Raw genomic sequence first — 19,767 nt, forward strand, 5'->3', positions numbered from 1 at the left:
TCTCCATTAGAACCACTTATTATGGTGCTAGTGGTGTTGTTACGAATGTGCTAGCGGAGAATCCAGCAGCCGAAGTAGCTGTAAGCTCGAAGCTATACACACCTGCTGCACTGATGTTTCCGTATTGGTCAATGGTTACACTGCCACCATCTTGCAATTCTGGATTAGAAGCAGTACCGCCTGTTTGAACCTTCACATTAGAAGCTGTGAATGTAACACCGAACAGATAGTTGTACTTCTGAGCGTCTACACCCTCATAAGTAATACCATAGTTATCAGTTACTTTCAGATTCATCAATGCGAATGCATTAGGTGTTGCAACATAATCAGCATAAGTTCTGCTTCCGTTACCACGGTCAAGTTTTGTCGAAGTAATAACTGTGTCTTTAGTGTTCACAGTGATTGTTTTCAACTCTTGAAGACCTTTGCTAGTTGTGTAAGTTACGTTAAGGGTAGCAGTTCCTGGTTTGTTACCAATTACATAACCTTTGTTGCTAGCAATACCTGTTTGAGCAACAAGAACATTGGAAGATGTAATTTGTTTCACAGTATCAGGGATTGCAACCGTGTTACCAGCTGCGTCAGTTGCTTCGATCGAAATCGATCTTGCAAACTTACTAGCAGTTGGAGATTCTTGTGTAGCAACAGGCAGTTTAACGCTACCGTTGTTATAAACTGCTTCAGTTACCGAACCAGAATCGATTGCGTTGAAGAGATCAGCTACAGCACCAACTGTGTAGTTAAGAGTATCTGTAGTTGCCTCAATTGTTCTGGAAATTTTTGCAACTGGAGTGGCTGCAGTGCCTGTTCCGTTCGATTTGATAATTTCAGCTGTGAATGTTGCTTTGGCAGTAGAATTAAGTACACCATGGTTAAGAGCATCGAAAGCAAAACCATCATTGTAGTTGGACAGGCTTCCAGCGTACGTAGCTGAACCAGTGCTTCTCTCGTACGTAGCTACACCAGTGATAGCAGTAGCTGTTTTCTTTGTTAATTGAAGACCGGAACCAGTCGTGGTGCCCGGAGTTACTTGAACGTAATAAACTGTGTCAGATGCCGTAGGAGTAGTTGTAATTACATTACCAGCAGCATCAAGTACATGAAGAGTATCCAACTTAGAACCATATTGGTCAATAACAATCAGTTTGAACTCATCGTTTGCATTAGCAACGATTTTTTGTTTAGGAGCATCGTCTACTTTGAATCCAGAAGGGATACGAGCAGGAGCGATCGTTACTTGTTTCGTTGCATTGCTGCTTACGTTAGGCTCAGCGATAATCGCTGTTACAGTTACTACTGTTCTTGGAGTTTTAGGGATATTAGTCAGTTGGACTTTACCTTTATGCTCACCAACAGTAATAAGTTTCGCATTAATACTCGAACTGATTTTGATTCTTTGCTCGTTTTGAGCATTTACTAGTTCATCAACAGTGAGTTGAGTTCCGTTTGCATCATATGCGATTACTGGCAAGTAAGCATCAGCATCACCTGCAGCTACATCGCTGGAGAAATCACCGAATTCAATTTTGTTGGCCGTCTTGCCGGATTGCAGGGAGATTTCACCCGTTGCGCTACCCGCTTGATTGAACACGTTGAACGTATACTTGGCAGACTTATCAACGTTTTTAGACAATGCAACTTTGATATCTGCAATGTCATCGTTATTGGAATCGCCAGCATAGATTTGGTTAGGAATTGCAGGCTCATATCCATTAAGAACAAAACGAAGATTTTGTGGATCTTTAACTGGATCGTATGCAACGATGTTGCCATATTGATCGAATTGGTTGACGCTAATTACTGCAGTTTCACCTTTGTTACCAAGGAAATCCTTGCCGTTGCTGTACTTCACAGGGCTGATATCCATCTTGCTGACGAATGGAGCAGTACCCATTTTGAAGTTTTTCGTAACAGACACATGGTTTTCATTGTTAAAGATGTTTACAGAGATGATCCCGGAACCCGGCTGATATCTGTCAGCTAGACCATTATTAGAGCCTGGCGCAGTTGGTGTCTCATCATCTTTTTTGCCGTCTGTTTTGATAGTAGTATCCAAAGTCAACAGCAGTTCGCCTGTGATAGCGTCTTTACCAAGTTTTACGAATACATCATTACCCTGACCTGCATATACCGTGTAAGATCCCGGGTTAGCAGAAGCGAGTTCACCATATTGGTTCACAGGCTTAAGCTTAACGATGTTATTGTGGGAACGAGCCAAAGTATCGCTTGTATTTACGAACTCAATGCTTTTAAGAACTTCTTTTTCGCCAGTAAATTTAGCAGTCGCCGTAGCGATCTCAGCTGCATCAAGACCAGCAAGAGTTACAGTGTACTCGCCTTCGCCGATTACGACGTCAGTAAGTTCCAAAGTAGCGGATTTCTTGTCGTCAGCCCATACTGTTTTTGTAGCAACGGAGATTGTTCCTTTTTTCAGGGACAACGTTGCTTTCGCAGTATCAACAGCTTTGTCCAAAGTTACGGATACTTTCTTAACGCCAGTTGCTTTAGCGGAAGCTACGGAAGCTTTCTCAGGAGCAACAGGGTTAGCAGTTACGTAAGCTTGGTATCCAACTTCGATAGCTTGACCGCGAGTAGCCGCTTTAGTGTAGTCAGTGCGAGCAGCGATCAGACCGGAGTCAATAGCAGCTTGGATGTAACCAGCAGCCCACGCAGAAGCGCCTTCTACTTTAGCGTCTTTAACTTCTTCAAGCTTCAGGATTCTAGCAGCGATAACGATGACTTGCTCAACCGTTACATCGCCTTTAGGATCGAACTTGCCGTTGCTGCCTTCAACCAAACCTGCTTTAGCAGCAGCTTCGATTGCACCGTACCACCATTGCTTTTCTGTTACGTCGGAGAAAGTGCTGCCTGTTTTCTCTTCGGACAGGCCAGCAAGAGCGATAGCGATTGTAGCGAATTGAGCGCGGTTCAGTTTGTCTTCCAAACCGTCGGAGCCCGTTGTAGTACCTTTCAAGATGCCTTTGTCTTTCAAGGCTTGATATTTTTGCGCAACTGTAAGATCTGCGTCAGCTGCATATGCCAGGGATCCGAACGAACCGAATACCAAGGCAGCGGAAAGTAAAAGGGATAAACTTTTCTTCATAACCTTTTTTTCTCCTCCTCGAGAAAGTATCTGTTTTGTTTGTGTGTGAAAATTATAGCTCGAATCTCTCATCGGTGTTTCACCCCCTTCCTTGAGTAGAGCATTGTCTATAATTGATGTCTGTCGGCATGTCTATTAAGTAGATACATGTCGCAGAAACTTGTAATCCGTAAAATAATGCAAGAAAAAGACAGAAATCAGGCAGGGTAAAATATGCCACTTTCCTCATTATACATGAGACGAACACCTAGCGTAAAGAAGATTTTCATAGAGAGAGTTGAAGATTAGTTCTAGAGTCCCTCTCAAAAGTCTCATCATGTTAAACGCGCGGCGCGGATAAAAGTTGCGGTTTAAATCAAATTGTTCAAACTTTTTTTATCCCTGCTGCTCAATTCCGACTCTTTGGCATTATGTAAGGGTTTATCGCTTCTCTAGTATAGCTTGGACTAGTGAGTTCGTCATTGGTAAATCATTTCCTATAGAACCAAGAAAGAGAAACACAGAGGGGAGACCCCATGGCCTCCCACTCTGCAGATCAGTCGAGATTAGCTTAAGTTTTTAGGGAATAGGCTGTTGTATTTCTTCAATAATTCCACGGCGATCTTGCCCGCCTCGGCGCGAGTCATATTGCCTCTTGGGTTGAAGGCAAATGATTGTTTGTCCTGACCCGGTACCGTAACAGGCGTTCCGGACATGATTTTCGCCTTGCTAACCGCTTCGATGGCCGGTCTTGAGTAATAGTGAATGAGCCCGGAATCGCTGAACGATTTGGCCAGCTTCGCCTCTAGCTTAGAGTCGTTGACGGACATTTTCAGTTTCATGGCTCTTGCGATCATTACCGCAGCCTCTTGGCGCGTGATCCTGATCTCAGGACCGAAGAAACCTTCGTCTAAGCCCGTAACGATACCCGCTCTTGCTGCGGTTTCAATGTATTCGTAACTCCAAGTGTCCGTCTTCGTTCCCGGAGAAATATCGAAGAAAGTCTGGCTGCCGGCAGAATTTAATGGAAGGTTTAGACCCTTCACCAATAGTGTTGCGAATTCACCGCGCGTAGTCAGATCGTTCGCTCCGAATTCATCCGTACGCATGTTCTTCATGATGCCCTTGGAATAAAGAGCGTTCAGAATGTTGCGAGCCCATGAATGATTTGTGATGTCCGTGAAGCCTTTTCTCAATTTAACGACGTTGTAATAGCCGAAATCGTCAAACGGAACCGTGATCGTATGTTTCTTGGTATCTACTTTTCCGCCGATGTTCTCCCAGCTGCCATTATCCGTGTATCGCATAACCGAAACCGTATATCCGACTTCGTCTACCACGTTGGTGTCGTATTTAAGGGTTAATTCGCCTCGTTTGGACGGAATAACTTTACGTTCCAACGGATATTGAGTGAACAGTCCTTCTGTCGAATATGGCGCAAGTCCATTCGTAGCCGGCTTGTAGTCAATGTCCCCTTTGTTTCCGTACTCCCCGACTCCACCGCTAATCCAGTAAATCGGCGATATTGAAGAGAAGTTTAGCGTATTGCTGTTGTTCTTGAACCGGATTGCAAGCAATTCAGGAATTTGAATCTGGCTTTTATCTGCGAAGCGCTCGTCAAAATCGATGTTGATAATGTTTCCATAATCATTCCTTCTCTCAACGACACCATCAAGAGGATCGGCGATTCCGAACAAAAACATCGTATTGTTATAAAGTTTCGTAATATTTGATGCATTAGGTTTAGCCGATTGCAACACGGTTCCTTTAGGGAACGTAAGCTGTACACTTTTTTCAAACACATCGAATTTCTTATCCATCTTCTGCATATACTGACTATCTATTTGTACCGAGCTTGAGTAGTATACTTGAACCGTATTATTGAGAGTCGTGTCGGCACGTTTGATCTGAACCTTGATTGAAGTCAATTTGTCGGGCTTAAGACCAACAAAATCATAAGTAAAGCGATTATCGCGATCCGTACGTTTCGTCGCTTTCTGTCCGTCGATAAGAACCTCTGTTGCACCCTCGGCTTCAATATCGAAATGCACGAAATTCTTGTTCACGAGAATCTGATTACCCACGGTCGGTTGCGGTGATAGAACCCTGTAAGGAGAAACTTCGCGGGTAACATCCAACAATTGATTCGTGCGCGCTCCCGTTTCGTTGATCAACTCAAGGTTGTAAATGTGCGAACCTGGAGCCGTGAAGGGAATATCGCGAATCCTGAGAATGAAATCTTTCTCGTCTCCGGCGAAATCATAGTAGAACTTCTCGTTATTAGGCGTGACATAGAGTACGTTTTGCTTTAGTCCGACAGCCGCACTCCCCACATCGGGAATCGTTGTATTAAACATTAAAGAAGTGCCAAGCTTCAAATTCAGAATCGAAGCGCCAGTACCGCGAATAACCAGATCGTATTTCGTTTCACTCGTTGTATATTTCCCGTTTACCAATAAGAACTCCGGTGTAACGGCGAAAATTTTTGCCATTTTCTCAGGTGTATACGGCGGATCCGTCAATTCACCTTGAGTAAATTCTTCACGTCCCGTCACGCTAAGTGTGGGCATTAAGCTTTTAATTGTAGATAAGTTCGTATCAATGAGATAGATACGCACTTCCTTGACGATCTCTTGAGAGATTCCTGCGCCATTCTTGTTAACAGCCTTGAATACAATTCTGTTTTCACCGAAGACCAGAGGACCGGTTCCTCCGATATTAACTGTTAGAGCAAAACTCGGCGTTGTTAATTCAGGAATTGTAGGATCCGTTGGTGGTGTAGCATCAGCGCTATCCATTAAAACACCGTTAATGAAATATTGAGCGGCTTCAATATTCTCGAAGCCCATAAATTTACCCGAAATCGTTAAATCATTCGTTTGACGGGAATCAAATTCATAGGTTTGACCATCATACAAGTTTTCAATATAGATATAGCTCTTATTTACGTAAGAGATATCTGCGTTATACGTCGATGTTGAGTTGTCGTATTTAAATTGTACTTTTTGTTGGCCATTCGTAAAATTCTTAACTTGATATACCATCGAAGTCGCAGTTTGACCAGCAGCACCCGGAACTGAAACGAGCGTCAACGTGGTCGTGCTTAGCGGCAAATAAACTGCTTTTAATGTGCCTGATGGCGCAATATTAGTGTCAACCAAGATATAAAAGTCCGGAGAATTAACTTGCGCTCCCCTCAACGGTTCCTTATCCGCAAGGGTAACATCCGCTGTACCGTCATAATTGGGTAGGTACTGAATATTCTCAATCAGCGTATCCCCGGGTACGAATTTAAATGTGCCTTCGAAAGATGTCGTAAACGTACCGTAAGTTACGGTAATTCTTACCGTTTGCGTATTCGCGTATGCTCCGCCGCTAACAGCAAAAGGAAACGTAGTTGGCGTCGTAAAAGTTACGAGTCTATACTCCGGAGTAATACCGTCAGCTCCCGGAATTATGATTTCCGGACCATCCACATCCGTGGCAGCTATCGTCGTAACTGGGCTACCATTCATGATATAAGTTGCGGAACCACCAAAATCAGTAGCCCCATACGGGACTAGCATTGTTACTTTCAAACCGGCTTCCTCGCCTGGAACTGGCGTAGCCGCCCCCGTCGTTACATTAGGTATTTTATTCAAAATCGGGTATTCTGCCGTATGGTGCACCAGTTGCACATCGGTGTATGGCTTCGTCGCATCGAAAAAGTACAGTTCACGCGTCGTGTTGATCGTATTACTACCGTTGGAAATCGACATTTTCAATGTGTTCAGGCCCGGCTTTAGGTTCATCGCAGGCGTAAACAATGTACCATCATCATAGATGTAAGCCAGAATAGAAGATGCGCCGTTCATGCTGACCGTAGCCGTGGTAGCGTTCTTGACGATCCCTTGCAAAGTGATCATTTGCGCCGGAACTACCGCTTGAGTTCCTTCGTTCAGATTCACCGTAGTAGAGCCGCTAATAACTTTGAGGCTTTCGATATAGGGTATTTGATCATAAAGAACATAGAACACATCGGAACGTTGGATCGTACCTTGCATCCCTGTAAACGTAATTCTGTTCATCCCGCTAAAAAGGGTCAAATTGCTGGCCGTGAATCTATTCGTTTGCCCCGTAACTTCTTGAACGGAGCCCGTCGTATAATGCGTGCTATCGGTTTTCCAAGTTTTATCCGCTTGGAGATTCAGTTGCTCGATTTTGACCCCCATGCTTGCCGAAGCTACATAGGAGAACGTACCGCTGATCGTCAATCTCCCGTTACTGGTAACATAAGCGTCATCTCGCGTAAGCAGCGTCGGAGCGCCCGCCACGTCGATCGTGTGCAGCGCGGTATCGCGAAGCGCAGTAACATCCGGAATAAAATAAGTCGCCGAACTAGCCGCGTTAACCTGTTTGATCAAATTCGCGGGAACTAATGTTACGACGAGAACAAGTGCCAGGAATGCTGATAAAAGTTTTCTCACGAAAAATCCTCCTTATGTATGGCTAGAGCCTTGCGACTCCCACTTATGACAATAAACGAGACCCAACCTTCGATATAAGCTGATCTTGTCCGATTGCGCCCCTCCTCTTGGCGGTATTCGTCTAATTCGGCAGGTTCTACCATTAGACGTCACGATTCCGCAAAAGTTCCGTACATTTGTTATCGGGCATTGACCGCCAATTCTTTAGATGAAATAACGAAAAAAAGACTCGACTGCCTGTCCTTAATCTCTTAAGGATCAACAATCGAGCCTATGTTAGGTTATGAAAGCCTGATTATTTGCCCCTAGTTTCCGTGTGCGGCTTCATGCGAAGCCTAGCCAGGAAGTCGAGCACGGGCCGACGAGTCTGATCGACGATTCCGATAAGCTCCGCGCCGATCTGCAGCAAGAAGACGAGAGCGCAGATGACGATAAAAGTAATCCAGTTCCCTAAACCCGTATTCGATACGGAGGACTGAATAACCGCGCACGTACCGAAGAAAGCCGCGATTCCGTAGATAATCAACACCGTCTTGCGGTGACTGAAACCGAGCTGCTGCAGGCAGTGATGCAGGTGACCTTTGTCCGGAGCGAAAATCGGCTTCTTATGAATCCAACGGCGAACGATCGCGAAGAAAGTATCGGACAACGGAACGCCGATGATCAGCAATGGCGTCACGAAGGAAACGATCGTAATTTGTTTGAAGCCCAGCATGGAGAGCGTCGCCAATGCAAAACCAAGGAATAGCGAGCCCGAGTCTCCCATGAATATTTTCGCGGGATGGAAGTTAAAGAACAGAAATCCGACGATTGCACCGAGCAGAACCGCCGACAGCAAAATAACGGTCGAATTGCCCATGATGATACCCATGACGAGAATGGTGGTAACGGCGATGCCCGATACTCCCGCGGCAAGCCCGTCCAATCCGTCGATTAGGTTAATAGCGTTCGTTACGCCGACGATCCAGAAGATCGTAAGCGGAATGCTTAACCATTCCCCGAGCGGCTGCATAGCCGAGCCGAAAGGAATATTCAATAAATCGATCTTGACATCAAACCCGAAAACTACGATGCAAGCCGCGCCGATCTGAACGAGCAACTTGAGCTTCGCGGATAAGTCGAACTTATCGTCGAGCGCCCCGAGCAGGACAATCAACGTGCCCCCCACCAAGAGTGCGCTGATTAGATTACGATCGTGCGCGCTCAGAGTCCCTTCGGGTACCCAAGGCAATATAAGTAACAATCCCACCGTAAAAGCGGCATAAATCGCTACGCCGCCCAAACGAGGCATGATTCTTGTATGAACTTTACGTTGGTTAGGCACGTCGATCGCGCCTATGCGGACCGCCAACTTCTTAACGAGCGGCGTTAATACGAGCGCAAGCGCTAAAGCCCCAATGAATGAAATGAGTCCAATACCTAGCATCCAACCAGACACCATCCACAACTCCCCTTTTTTCTGTACCGGAATGAATTATACTCCCGCCACAAGGAATTCAACAAGGTGAACATTCAGTCGTTTTCAGCCGTTTTTCATGATTTTTATCATTTTCATGAAAGTTTTCATGACGGATTGCTATGTTTCAGGACTTTATCTCCGTCTTTAATCACTTTGAGCGCAAATTTAGGAAGAACGAGCATCCGCTTGAACCGGGTAGGTTCCTGCAATAACCTGTAGAACCATTCCAATCGTAACTTGCGAAACGCGACGGGCGCGCGCTTAAGCTTGCCGGATACGACGTCAAAACTGCCTCCGACGCCCATTACGACGGGAACGCCGAGAACGGATTGGTACTTCTCGATCCATGGCTCCTGGTTCATCGTGGCTCGCGCCACGAATAACAAATCCGGATTCGCCGCCCTTACCGCGGCTACGACTTCTCCATCTTCCTTATCCGTAAAATAACCGTCTCTGCGGCCGACGAAACGGATTCCCGGGAACTCCCGTTTCAGTTTTTCGTAGGCGGTTTCTATAATATCCGACGATGCGCCTAGCAAATACGCGCTCCATTGATGCTTTTCACCCTCGCGCAGCAACTCGTGCATGAGATCGAAGCCTGTCACGCGCTCTTGAACGGGCTCCTTTAATCGGCTGGCCGCCCACACCACTCCGGCTCCGTCCGGTACGACTAGATCCGCGGTAGCCAACGTGTGATGAAAGGACGGATTTTCCAACCCGACCATAAGCATAATCGGATTCCCGGTTATAACGCGATGCGGACGCCGCGTCTCGATTGCATGCGCCAGGTAAGCAACGGTTTCTTTCATATTCATTTTCGAAAACGGTACGCCATACAAGGAAACCGTAGGATACGGCTTCGTTTTGGGATTCAATTTGGGTCACTCTCCAGCTGGTGTTAGTTTGCTTTCTTTTGACGCTATCCCTTCCGCTCAGAAAAAGACGCTACGTTATCCCAATCGCTCAGAAACTCATAGCACATCCCAAAACAACTGAATTAGTTGCCATTATACCGCCATCTGCGATGGGTTAACACTTAAAAAATTCTTTTATTGACTATGCAAGATGTCAAACGTTGTAATTAAACGCCTACACTAATTACGTATAAAATCCATAATTTGTTGCGCGGGCTTGGAAGCCTCCTGTTTAAGACGCTGAATCGCGGCGTCGCAAGATTGGTGCCAACGCTCGGGATTCAGCAAAATTTCTGCAGCCTGCCGAGCAAAATATTCCGGATCCAGCGATTCGGTCGAACCGACGGCCCGTTGTCCGAGCCGCTGCACGAACTGATCGATCTTAGGGTCGTACGACAGCCCCAGGAGAGGTACGTTCCGATTCGCCGCATAGATCAGCGAATGCAAACGCATCCCGATGAGCAACGCGCATCGGCCGACCTCCCGCAGCATCCGCTGCGGGTCATCGTGCGCGGGCGAGCTCCGCCAACGCCCCGGCCCCCGCCAGCCGTTCCATCACGTAGCGCGACGCATCCTCGTCCGCGCCGCGATGGAACGGCAGGAAGCGCAGCCGGACGCGATGCCGTCCGGCCAGCGCTTCAAGCGCGGCAGCCACGCGGTCCAAGTCCGCGCGTCGCCGCGCCAGAACCTGACGGACACGCCCACCACGGGGGGCATGTCCGCATCTTGCGAGCCGACGGTTCCTTGGCTCGCTTCTTCGCCGGCGCCGTCGCCCGCCGGCAAGCCCATTACCGGATCCGGCACCACGTCAATGCTTGCCGGCGGTACGCCGTAGCTCCGAAGCAGCATAGCGGACTCCTCGTCCCTCACGGAAACGTAAGCCGCCTTCTTGAAGGCTCGCGCAATGAATGGCCGAGGCAGCTTTCCGTTGACCGGGCCGATTCCCTGCGCATATACGAAAGTCGGTTTGCCGCTCCATCGAGCAATCGCCATAATCCCTAAATAATACGGAATAGAGCCGCGGCCGGTCGCGTCCTGAAGCAAACTTCCGCCGCCGCTAATTAAACCGTCGCTATTTTTAATAGCACGTCTGACTTCGCTCAACTTCATCCGGTGCACGGATTCTACTCCGTAATGCTTTGCCGTCCAATCCGGATCCCCCGATAACACGACCGGCTCGACTTTCACTCCGGCTTGGCTCGCAGCATCGTCTAAAGCCGTCAAAATGCTCTTGAGCACCGCCTCGTCCCCGCTATTGCGAAATCCGTAATATCCCGACAAAACCAAACGGTAAGCCGTACGGTCGTTCTTTTTTAGATCTGCACGCTGTCCGATTGTCTCCCGCCCCTATCGCCTTTTTCTCCATTTTATAGAATGCTCCAATATTCCCGTTTTTACGAGTAATGCCTGACATTCTAAAAAAAGCTTCATAATCCTCTAATCTGCCTCTTAATTAACTTCCTGAACGAACGGGATAGCGTAAAAAGAGGAACAATCCCTGACATCAACGCCCCGCCTGAGCCATCCCTTTACCTGAGTTGACGGGATAACGCGGAAAGAAGTTGCTACTTCATCCGATTCCATCGCCTCTAGAACTAATCCCCCACGCTAACATGAGCGAAGGGGATAAATTGTAAATCTGAAGCTTATTAGCTTATCAAGCTACCGTACTCGAATTTTTCTTCAGCCATCTCTCCCAGAACTTCTCGACGATCTGCCAAGCGGCAATGATCACCAATCCGATCAAGACGCCGATGCCTAAACCCAAGAAAACTCTAATGAGCGATAATAACAACGGCGTGTGGATGTGCGCGAAAGTATCGACCATGGACAGTTGCGCGATCGTCCCGGCAACGAGCAGCACCATTCCCCAACGATAACGCAAAGCCAGGAAGATACCCGCAAAGAACAGCGGATGACCGAGCATAAACTCTTTGATCCTAGGGCGAACGCCGAACGTGTTCTCCATGAGAGAACGGAACGTCAACTCGATACCCGTAACTTGACCGCTGTTTCCTGTTCTCGACAAATAATAGTAACCTACGGCTCCAAGAACGACCGCGCCCGCGATCCACATGACCGTAAGCGGCATCGCCAGAATTTTTCTGGCATTTCCGAATACCGTGTCGCCCGAGCCATACAAAAACACATAAAGCGCGACAAGGCCGATAGGCAGCAAGTGCAACAAGCCCACGCCGCGGAATTGCTGCAATACTAAACTATAAGAAATGTGGTTCAACAACGCCACGACGAACGGCACAGCTGCGAGCGATAGAATCGTCGTCCGTGCGAGGAGCAATACGGCCCCGCCCAGTCGGCGCACGCCGGATATCGGTTGCGTCGCCGCGCTCTCCCTCAGCACTCGAATGCGCTTGACGAGCAAGACGACGGAAGCCGTAGGCGCTGCAATAGCCGCGAGCAAAGCAAGAGCCTGCACCATCAAAGTTGAACTCAGCACGTACAGTCCCGCTCCGCCGATCGACCCGGCCACGAGGATCGGCAATAATAATGAAGGAACGAACAGCCCGAACGTCAACGCAATGAGCGCGATTGCTCCTGGCGCGGCGATTCCCCGCAATATCGTTTCGGATGGAGCCTTCTCCACCTCGAAAGCTTTCGGCTCTCCGACTTCGAATCCGAAGTCATTCAATTGTTTCACGACGCCCACGGTATCTTCATCGCCTTGCAGGACGTCGACGATATTTTCGAGAGGATGCGATATCTGTCCTTTGACGGAGTCCCTTGACGCTGCCGCGTTCAGATAGAGCAAACGGATGTTGCGATCTTTTACGGCCAGGATCAAGCGATCCTCCAAGACCGGATTTTTAATCACGGTCATTTCGCCTTCGGAGACGGAGTGAGCCCTAATCGCATTGTAACCCATAAGGTTGGCCAGCTTAGCCATTCCCTTCTGAGGTACTTTTAAATTCTCAAAAATACCTACTCCGATATTATGTTTTTTCAGCTCGCTTGCGAACCTTTGAACTCCGCCGAATTTGATTCCTTTGCCGAATCCGGTTACCGCTTCTCCATCGAATAGAACTCTTGTAACCCCGAGTTCCTGGAACGATTGAAGCCACTTGTCGACTTCCTCGGCATCGAACGGAACAAATCTGTCCGACAAGCGAGGAACGACCATGAATCCGGCATCCTTCAGCATTTTCATAGCGATCGGATTCGGTTGCATCGCATGGATGTAAGCATCGTCGTACCCCATGTTAATCCGCAAGCCGGAGTGGTCTTTAATCGACCAATTCGTTACCTCGGCCCCATGATGACGGAACGCCCATTCGATTATCGGGCGAAGCACCTGCTCGTTCTCCGGTCTGTTAAAAATCACATAAGTGCCGTTATCCTCAGAAGGTGAAACGAGATTTTCCAACAACGCTGCTTGAGTGGCATTATAAACGTTGATTTCTCCCGCCCAAGACAACTCCTCCAACGTACTTTCGAATACCGCCATTCCGTTCACGCCCGCGTCTTTCAGAAGCTTTAATTGCTCCTGCACGAACTCCCGCGGATTCGCTTGCGTATTCCCTACCTGCAATAAATCGCGATAATCCATTACGATTGCAACATTATTCGCAGAGGTCTCCGTCTGCACTCTGGCGTACATGACCGGCAATGCCGCCACGACCCCAAGCAATACGACCCACCAAAGCCACTTCGCCATTCTTGCATTCCATGTGTTCAGCCACTGGGGCACAACGGTCACTCCTTCGTTTCGTCTATGCCAGCGAATCTACCCGAGCCATAACAGCTTCTGCGAGCCGTTTCAAGGAAGAAGTCGCGCCATCTAGTCCCGTACCGCATACTGCAAAATAAACCTTAATCTTCGGTTCCGTCCCCGATGGACGCAAGCAGAACCATGAACCGTCCGCGAGCAGAAACTTCAGTACGTTCTCTACCGGCAAACCATCAAGGCCTTTTCCGTAGTCCAATACCTTTGAGACGGTTACGCCCGCGATCTCTTCAGGCGGGTTAGTACGCCAGTCGGTCATTATCGCGCCGATCTGCTCAACGCCGTTCTTTCCTTTCAGCGTGCGCGATTCCAGCTTCTCCAAATAGGTACCATGCTTAGCGTACAGCTCAAGCAATACTTCATATAGCGTTTTTCCTTGCGCCTTGTAATAAGCTGCCGCTTCGCAGATCAACAACGCGGCAACGACCGCGTCCTTATCGCGAGCGTAAGTACCCGTTAAGTAACCATAGCTTTCCTCGTAGCCGAAAAGGAACGTATGGGATCCGGTAACTTCGAATCGAGACATCAGCTCGCCGATATATTTGAATCCCGTGAGCGTGCTCATGACATCGCAACCATAAGATGCGGCGATATCTGCTCCCATCTCGCTAGTAACGATCGTCTTAATAACAGCTCCGTTAACTGGTAGTTTACCCTGGGATTGCAGATTCGATAGCAAATAGTTGACCATTAATGCGCCGGACTGGTTACCCGTTAGAACGACGAACTCTCCTTTGTCATTCTTGACGACCGCGCCCATGCGATCGCAATCCGGGTCCGTGCCGACGATAATATCCGCGCCGACTTCGTTTGCCAGCTTAATGGCTAAAGCAAAAGCTTCCTGCTCTTCAGGGTTCGGAGATTTGACGGTCGGAAACTGTCCGTTCGGCTGCTCCTGCTCTCCGACTACGCTCACGCTTGAGAAGCCGGCTTGCTTAAGAACCCGCTGAATCGGAACGTTACCTGCTCCGTGCAACGGCGTGAACACGACCTTCAACGCTTTTCCTGCGCCATTCTTAATGACCTCAGGCCGCACGGTCTGGGATACGACGATATCAACGTATCGTTGATCATCCTCATCCCCCAGCCATACGAGAAGACCCTGCGCTTCCGCTTCCGCCGGCGTGAGTCGTTTCACTTGATCGAAGGAATCGATGAGTCGGATCTGGCCAATGACTTGTTCGGCTTGATGCGGGACAAGCTGCCCTCCATCCGCTCCATATACTTTATAACCGTTATATTCCGGAGGATTATGGCTGGCCGTTACGACGATCCCGCCCGTAGCTTTCAAATCGCGAACCGCGAACGATAGCTGAGGCGTAGGACGAAGGGAGCGAAACAAGTATGTACGAATCCCGTTAGCCGCAAGCACGCACGCGGCTTCCAACGAATAAACGTCGGAATTGCTGCGCGAATCGTGCGCGATGACGACGGAGGGAGAAGAGGATTCGCCTAGCAGGAAGTTCGCAAAGCCTTGAGTGGCTTTACCGATGACATAACGGTTCATCCGATTCGTTCCCGCGCCCATTACTCCGCGCAGCCCGCCGGTACCGAACTCAAGGTCGCGATAAAAGCGGTCCTCGATCTCTCCTGCTTGCCCGTCGATAGCACGCAATTCTTCTTTCGTCTGATCGTCTATGTTGGGATCCTTTAGCCAAGCCTCGTAAACAACCTGTGGATTAGCAGCCATGGTTTTTCTCTCCCTTATCTTTTTTCTTATCCCTTGTTAGGATCCGACAACGCAAACATAAGCTCGCCTTCGGCTACGATAGCGTCGCCTACGCGTGCTGTACCTCTGCCTTTGCCGATTGGCCCCTTCAAACGGGTTACTTCTAGCTCCAAAATCAGCGTATCTCCCGGTTTTACCTGGCCGCGAAATCTGAATTCGTCGATGCCGGCGAAGAAACCCAGCTTTCCTCTGTTTTCTTCCAACGCCAACATAGCGACCGTCCCGACCTGAGCCAACGCTTCAACGATGAGCACGCCGGGCATGACCGGGTAGCCCGGAAAGTGCCCCACGAAGTAAGGCTCGTTCATCGTAACGTTTTTAAGCCCTACCGCCCGTTTGCCGGGCTCAAGCTCCAAAATACGATCGACTAGCAAAAAAGGCGGGCGATGCGGGATCAATTCCTGAATTTGTACGATATCCAACATTATTAATTCCTCCTGATCTTGTTCCGATTACGCGCATAAGTCCCCTCGGGGCGGCAAATAATACAACCATCCCTGAGGCGAGCTGCAGTCGCAAAGGTTGATATAAGAGAGCTTGCCGCCGCCCGCCGTTCCTCCAGCCGGCGGCTGGCTCTTTTGTGTAGCATCCCGATTAGGATGCCCTATTCAAGCTCTTGAATTTCATAAAGTAAATAAACGAAGTTGCGAAAGACAACGCAATGCCGCACCATAACACGGCCACTCCGCCCGGCAGTTCAACGAACATCAAGGTAATCGCGGCATAATAGATGACCGTTGTCGCTTTGCCGAACACGTTCGCGGGAACGGTCTTTAGGCCGCGGAAATGGAAGACAGCCGAACCGATGATCATCACCAATTCGCGAAATGCCATGACGACGAACGCCGCTAGCGGAATGACGTTCTTGATTAGCAACGCCAATATGACGGAAAGCATCATAAGCTTATCCGCAAGCGGATCCAGCATACTGCCCGTAACCGTGACTTGTCCGCTTCGGCGCGCGATGTACCCGTCCAAAAAATCGGTGAATCCGGCTACTAATAAAACGCATAGAGCCGCGATCGATTGATCGTTAAAATATAGTAACAAAAACAGGGGGATCAAAACAAACCGGGACATCGTCAGCATATTGGGTACATTCATTCCCGCGCTTCCCCCATTTCTCTAAAGTTCCCCATCATTATAACGCCTCATCTCTACAAATGAAAACTCCCCGAGCCAGAAGCCGGGGAGTTGCCGTCCCGGTTGCAAGGCGCAGGCCAGGCTTCAGCCGCCCTCCGCGAACACGAGATCATACATATGCTTCCATGTGTTGAAATCGAACACATCCGATAGGGGCTTGTCCCCCAGAACGGTGTATCCTATCGCCAAGCCGACGATTAAAGCCATTATGCAAAGAACCGGAATTATCAACATTTTAATGCTCAACCAAATAATACGGGCAACTATCCTTCCCGAGGATCGCTTGCCTTGCTCATTCGAACGGGAGGGTGCTGTCATGAAGCTTTCGTCTCCTTCAAAGCACAACGTCGCGGACTTGTTTTGCACCATTGTCCGCTTGGATACTCAACCGCGCAGGTTATTCGTCATTCCCATCATCTGTTCGCTGGAGGAAAGAGCCCTTGCGCTCAGCTGATATGCACGTTGTACAATCATCAAATCGGTCATTTCGTCCGCCATGTTTACGTTAGACTGCTCTACGAAACCTTGTCGGACTGCGATGCCTGACTCTCCGTTAGGAAGCAATGCAATATCGCGCACTACGTTCGCCGGATCGACATTTTCCGGCACTCCGTAGAGATTGTCAGCAACCGCCTGCAGCAACTCGGAGTTTGTGACTTCCACTAACTTCAGTCTGCCCAGATCAATCGGAGCCGTACCTTCCGCTCCTACTCCCGTTAAGGTGCCGTCTAGCGCAATAGTAAGATTGTAACCGGCCGGAACGCGAATGAAATCTTCGCCGGCACCCGTTTCCCCTACGACTTGCTGTCCGGAGTTCGTAACGAGAATACGGTCTCCGTTCGCATCGGGCATTAATTGAAACGGACCGTGCCGCGTAAACGCGCGCGCCCCGTTAATGTCTCCATTCGTACGAACCTCGAACAGTCCATTGCCCTCGATGGCTACGTCCGTCATATTGCCCGTTTGCTGCAGCACGCCTTGGGACATATCCGTCTGGATAGATGTCAGTCTTGCCCCCCAGCCCTGCGTGAAACCAAGCGGAGTTCGTCTGCCTGGCTGGTTGAATTCTTCCAAGTGAGGATTAAGACTCGTCAATATATCTTCGAATACCGCGGTTTTACGTTTGTAACCTACAGTATTGGAATTGGAAAAGTTATCAGCAAGCATATCCAGCTTTTGCTGAAGGGCGCCCATCGACACGGACGCGGTTATCATCGAGTTGTTCACTTAGGAGTTCCTCCTTTGGGCGTCTGTTATACTCTGCCGATTTCGTTAACCGCTTTATCCAAGCTGCGATCATAGGTTTGAATGACCTTTTGATTCGCTTCGTATGCCCGGAGAGCGGCCATCAGATCAACTGAAGATTGGGCAGGATCAACGTTTGAGCGTTCCAAGAACCCTTGACGGACTTCGACTCTTTCGCCTGCCGCGATTTGTCGAATGCCTGCGTTATCTCCCGCATAGCGGAAACGGCCGTCTCCTTCTCTGATAAGGAGATTAGGATTATCGACGCGCATGATGCGCAGTTGCGGATTCCCATCCAGCGGCAAACCCGTCGTGCGATCCAGCAATCTGCCATCGGCGCTAACGTTAACTTGCTCCCAAGGAACGGTCACGACGATAGGCTGCCCGTTCGCGCCTACGACCTCTAATCCGTCCGAAGTCAAAAGAGTTCCGTCCGGCGCGGTCTTGAAGCTTCCATCCCTCGTATATCGCTCTTCTCCTTGCGCGTTAGCGACCGCGAAGAAAGCTTGAGGTTTATAAGTCACTTCGCCGTCCTCGTCCACGTATTTACCGGATTGATCAAACGTCGCTCCGTCTACAAGGATGTCAGAGATGAGGGCCAAATCTTGAAAACGATAGGTTTCCTTCAGATCGCCTTGGCTCATGCTCAGGAGATTTTCTTCGGCGAATACCCCTGTGCTTAGCTTGCCTACATTGCCTTCAGGCGGATTGGCACCGCCCATAACCGAAATGAGCATTTCCGGGAACGTGCGATTAACGGAATTGTTGCTTTTGAACCCGGGCGTATTAATATTCGCGATATTGTTCGTGATCGTGTCATGTCGCCGTTGCTGAGCCAGCATCCCCGATGCAGCCGTGTATAAACCTCTTAACATGAAGCCATCCTCCTAGTACGCAATTATCAACCTAGTTTACGGGTCATTTTGTCGAGATGGTCAAGCATGATTCCGGTTCCTTTAACGACGCAATGCATCGGATCCTCGGCTATGAGGACCGGCACCTTGATTTCGTCGGCCAAGAGCGCGTCCAGTCCGTCGAGAAGCGCCCCGCCCCCGGTAAGAATGACGCCGCGGTCGATAATATCCGCGGACAATTCCGGAGGCGTGCGCTCTAATACGGATTTCGCGGAAGCTACGATGGACATGACGGGCTCCCATAACGCCTCGCGCACTTCGTCGGAATGAATCGTCACCGTGAGCGGAAGTCCGGTTACCATATCGCGGCCCCGAATATCCATTTCCTCTCTGCGCCCGTTAAGGTAAACGGTTCCGATTTTGATCTTGATGTCCTCGCTCGTGCGTTCGCCGATTAGAAGTTTATATTTGTTCTTTATGTATCTCATGATCGCGGCGTCGAACTTGTCCCCTGCGATTTTAAGAGAAGAGGCGGTTACGACGTCGCCCATGGATAGAACGGCAACATCCGTCGTACCTCCGCCTATATCGACAACCATGTTTCCGCTCGGCTGGAAAATGTCCATGCCCGCTCCGATCGCCGCCGCCTTCGCTTCTTCCTCCAGGAAGACTTCCTTGGCGCCGCTTCTCTCGGCCGCTTCGCGGATTGCTTTTTGTTCCACTGATGTAATGTTCGTAGGTGCACAGATCAGAATACGCGGGCGGCTATACCAATTCCGGCCTCCGACACGTTGGATGAATGCTTTCAGCATCATATCCGTCACTTCAAAGTCGGCAATAACGCCGTCCCTCAGGGGACGAATCGCGATAATATTGCCAGGTGTACGCCCCACCATCCGATGGGCTTCCTCACCAACCGCCAGCACCTTGCGAGTGTCGCTTTCGATAGCGACAACGGAGGGCTCGTCGAGTACGACTCCCTTGCCTTTTACGTGAATAGATACGTTGGCCGTACCCAGATCGATTCCGATGTCTTTGCTAAACATGCGCCTATTATCCCTCACCAAATATGAAGTGTCTGATATTGTAATAGTATAATATTCGCTGCTTATACGGCAAATCCTTCTTTTCTT

The 19,767-nt window shown here is 49.2% G+C and carries 12 protein-coding genes and 1 pseudogene; all 13 read right to left on the reverse strand.

All coding sequences use genetic code 11. The features are described from left to right. Nucleotides 1-19: 19 nt before the first annotated feature. The 13 genes and pseudogenes from FPL14_RS11460 to mreB all read right to left on the reverse strand — a co-directional run bounded on the left by FPL14_RS11460 (nt 20) and on the right by mreB (nt 19,680). Entirely contained in the window at nt 20-3,175 is a 3,156-nt protein-coding gene (locus FPL14_RS11460; RefSeq protein ID WP_182303066.1) for an S-layer homology domain-containing protein, read from the reverse strand. Nucleotides 3,176-3,648: 473 nt separating this feature from the next. Continuing rightward, on the reverse strand, nt 3,649-7,548 hold the full coding sequence (locus FPL14_RS11465; RefSeq protein WP_182303067.1) for an S-layer homology domain-containing protein: 3,900 nt from the start codon (nt 7,546-7,548) through the stop codon (nt 3,649-3,651). Between the two features lie 295 nt (nt 7,549-7,843). Beyond that, nucleotides 7,844-8,974 carry a glycosyltransferase family 4 protein gene (locus FPL14_RS11470; protein WP_182303952.1) on the reverse strand — a complete coding sequence of 377 codons (1,131 nt, stop codon included), beginning with the start codon at nt 8,972-8,974 and terminating at the stop codon, nt 7,844-7,846. Nucleotides 8,975-9,111: 137 nt separating this feature from the next. Beyond that, a complete protein-coding gene (locus tag FPL14_RS11475) occupies nt 9,112-9,822 on the reverse strand; it encodes a WecB/TagA/CpsF family glycosyltransferase (protein WP_182303953.1) in 711 nt (236 codons plus the stop codon). Between the two features lie 279 nt (nt 9,823-10,101). Then, nucleotides 10,102-11,256, reverse strand: a pseudogene (csaB, locus tag FPL14_RS11480) (polysaccharide pyruvyl transferase CsaB). 322 nt (nt 11,257-11,578) lie between these two features. Continuing rightward, nucleotides 11,579-13,627 carry a DUF5693 family protein gene (locus FPL14_RS11485; RefSeq protein WP_229263878.1) on the reverse strand — a complete coding sequence of 683 codons (2,049 nt, stop codon included), beginning with the start codon at nt 13,625-13,627 and terminating at the stop codon, nt 11,579-11,581. Between the two features lie 22 nt (nt 13,628-13,649). Next, entirely contained in the window at nt 13,650-15,353 is a 1,704-nt protein-coding gene (locus FPL14_RS11490; RefSeq protein WP_182303068.1) for a phospho-sugar mutase, read from the reverse strand. A 26-nt stretch (nt 15,354-15,379) separates the two neighbouring features. After that, a complete protein-coding gene (gene fabZ / locus FPL14_RS11495) occupies nt 15,380-15,817 on the reverse strand; it encodes a 3-hydroxyacyl-ACP dehydratase FabZ (RefSeq protein WP_182303069.1) in 438 nt (145 codons plus the stop codon). Between the two features lie 169 nt (nt 15,818-15,986). Then, entirely contained in the window at nt 15,987-16,496 is a 510-nt protein-coding gene (locus FPL14_RS11500; RefSeq protein WP_182303070.1) for a CDP-alcohol phosphatidyltransferase family protein, read from the reverse strand. A 123-nt stretch (nt 16,497-16,619) separates the two neighbouring features. After that, nucleotides 16,620-16,853: a DNA-directed RNA polymerase subunit beta gene (locus FPL14_RS11505; protein ID WP_182303071.1), complete on the reverse strand. Its 234-nt coding sequence runs from the start codon at nt 16,851-16,853 to the stop codon at nt 16,620-16,622. 66 nt (nt 16,854-16,919) lie between these two features. Continuing rightward, complete coding sequence (locus FPL14_RS11510) at nt 16,920-17,762, reverse strand: flagellar hook-basal body protein (RefSeq protein WP_182303072.1); 843 nt, start codon at nt 17,760-17,762, stop codon at nt 16,920-16,922. 26 nt (nt 17,763-17,788) lie between these two features. Then, nucleotides 17,789-18,655 carry a flagellar hook-basal body protein gene (locus tag FPL14_RS11515; RefSeq protein WP_182303073.1) on the reverse strand — a complete coding sequence of 289 codons (867 nt, stop codon included), beginning with the start codon at nt 18,653-18,655 and terminating at the stop codon, nt 17,789-17,791. 26 nt (nt 18,656-18,681) lie between these two features. Beyond that, nucleotides 18,682-19,680, reverse strand: a complete 999-nt coding sequence (mreB, locus tag FPL14_RS11520; protein WP_324617898.1) for a rod shape-determining protein MreB — start codon at nt 19,678-19,680, stop codon at nt 18,682-18,684. Between the last annotated feature and the right edge of the window lie 87 nt (nt 19,681-19,767).

This window comes from Cohnella cholangitidis (assembly GCF_014107495.1).
GTDB lineage: Bacteria > Bacillota > Bacilli > Paenibacillales > Paenibacillaceae > Cohnella > Cohnella cholangitidis.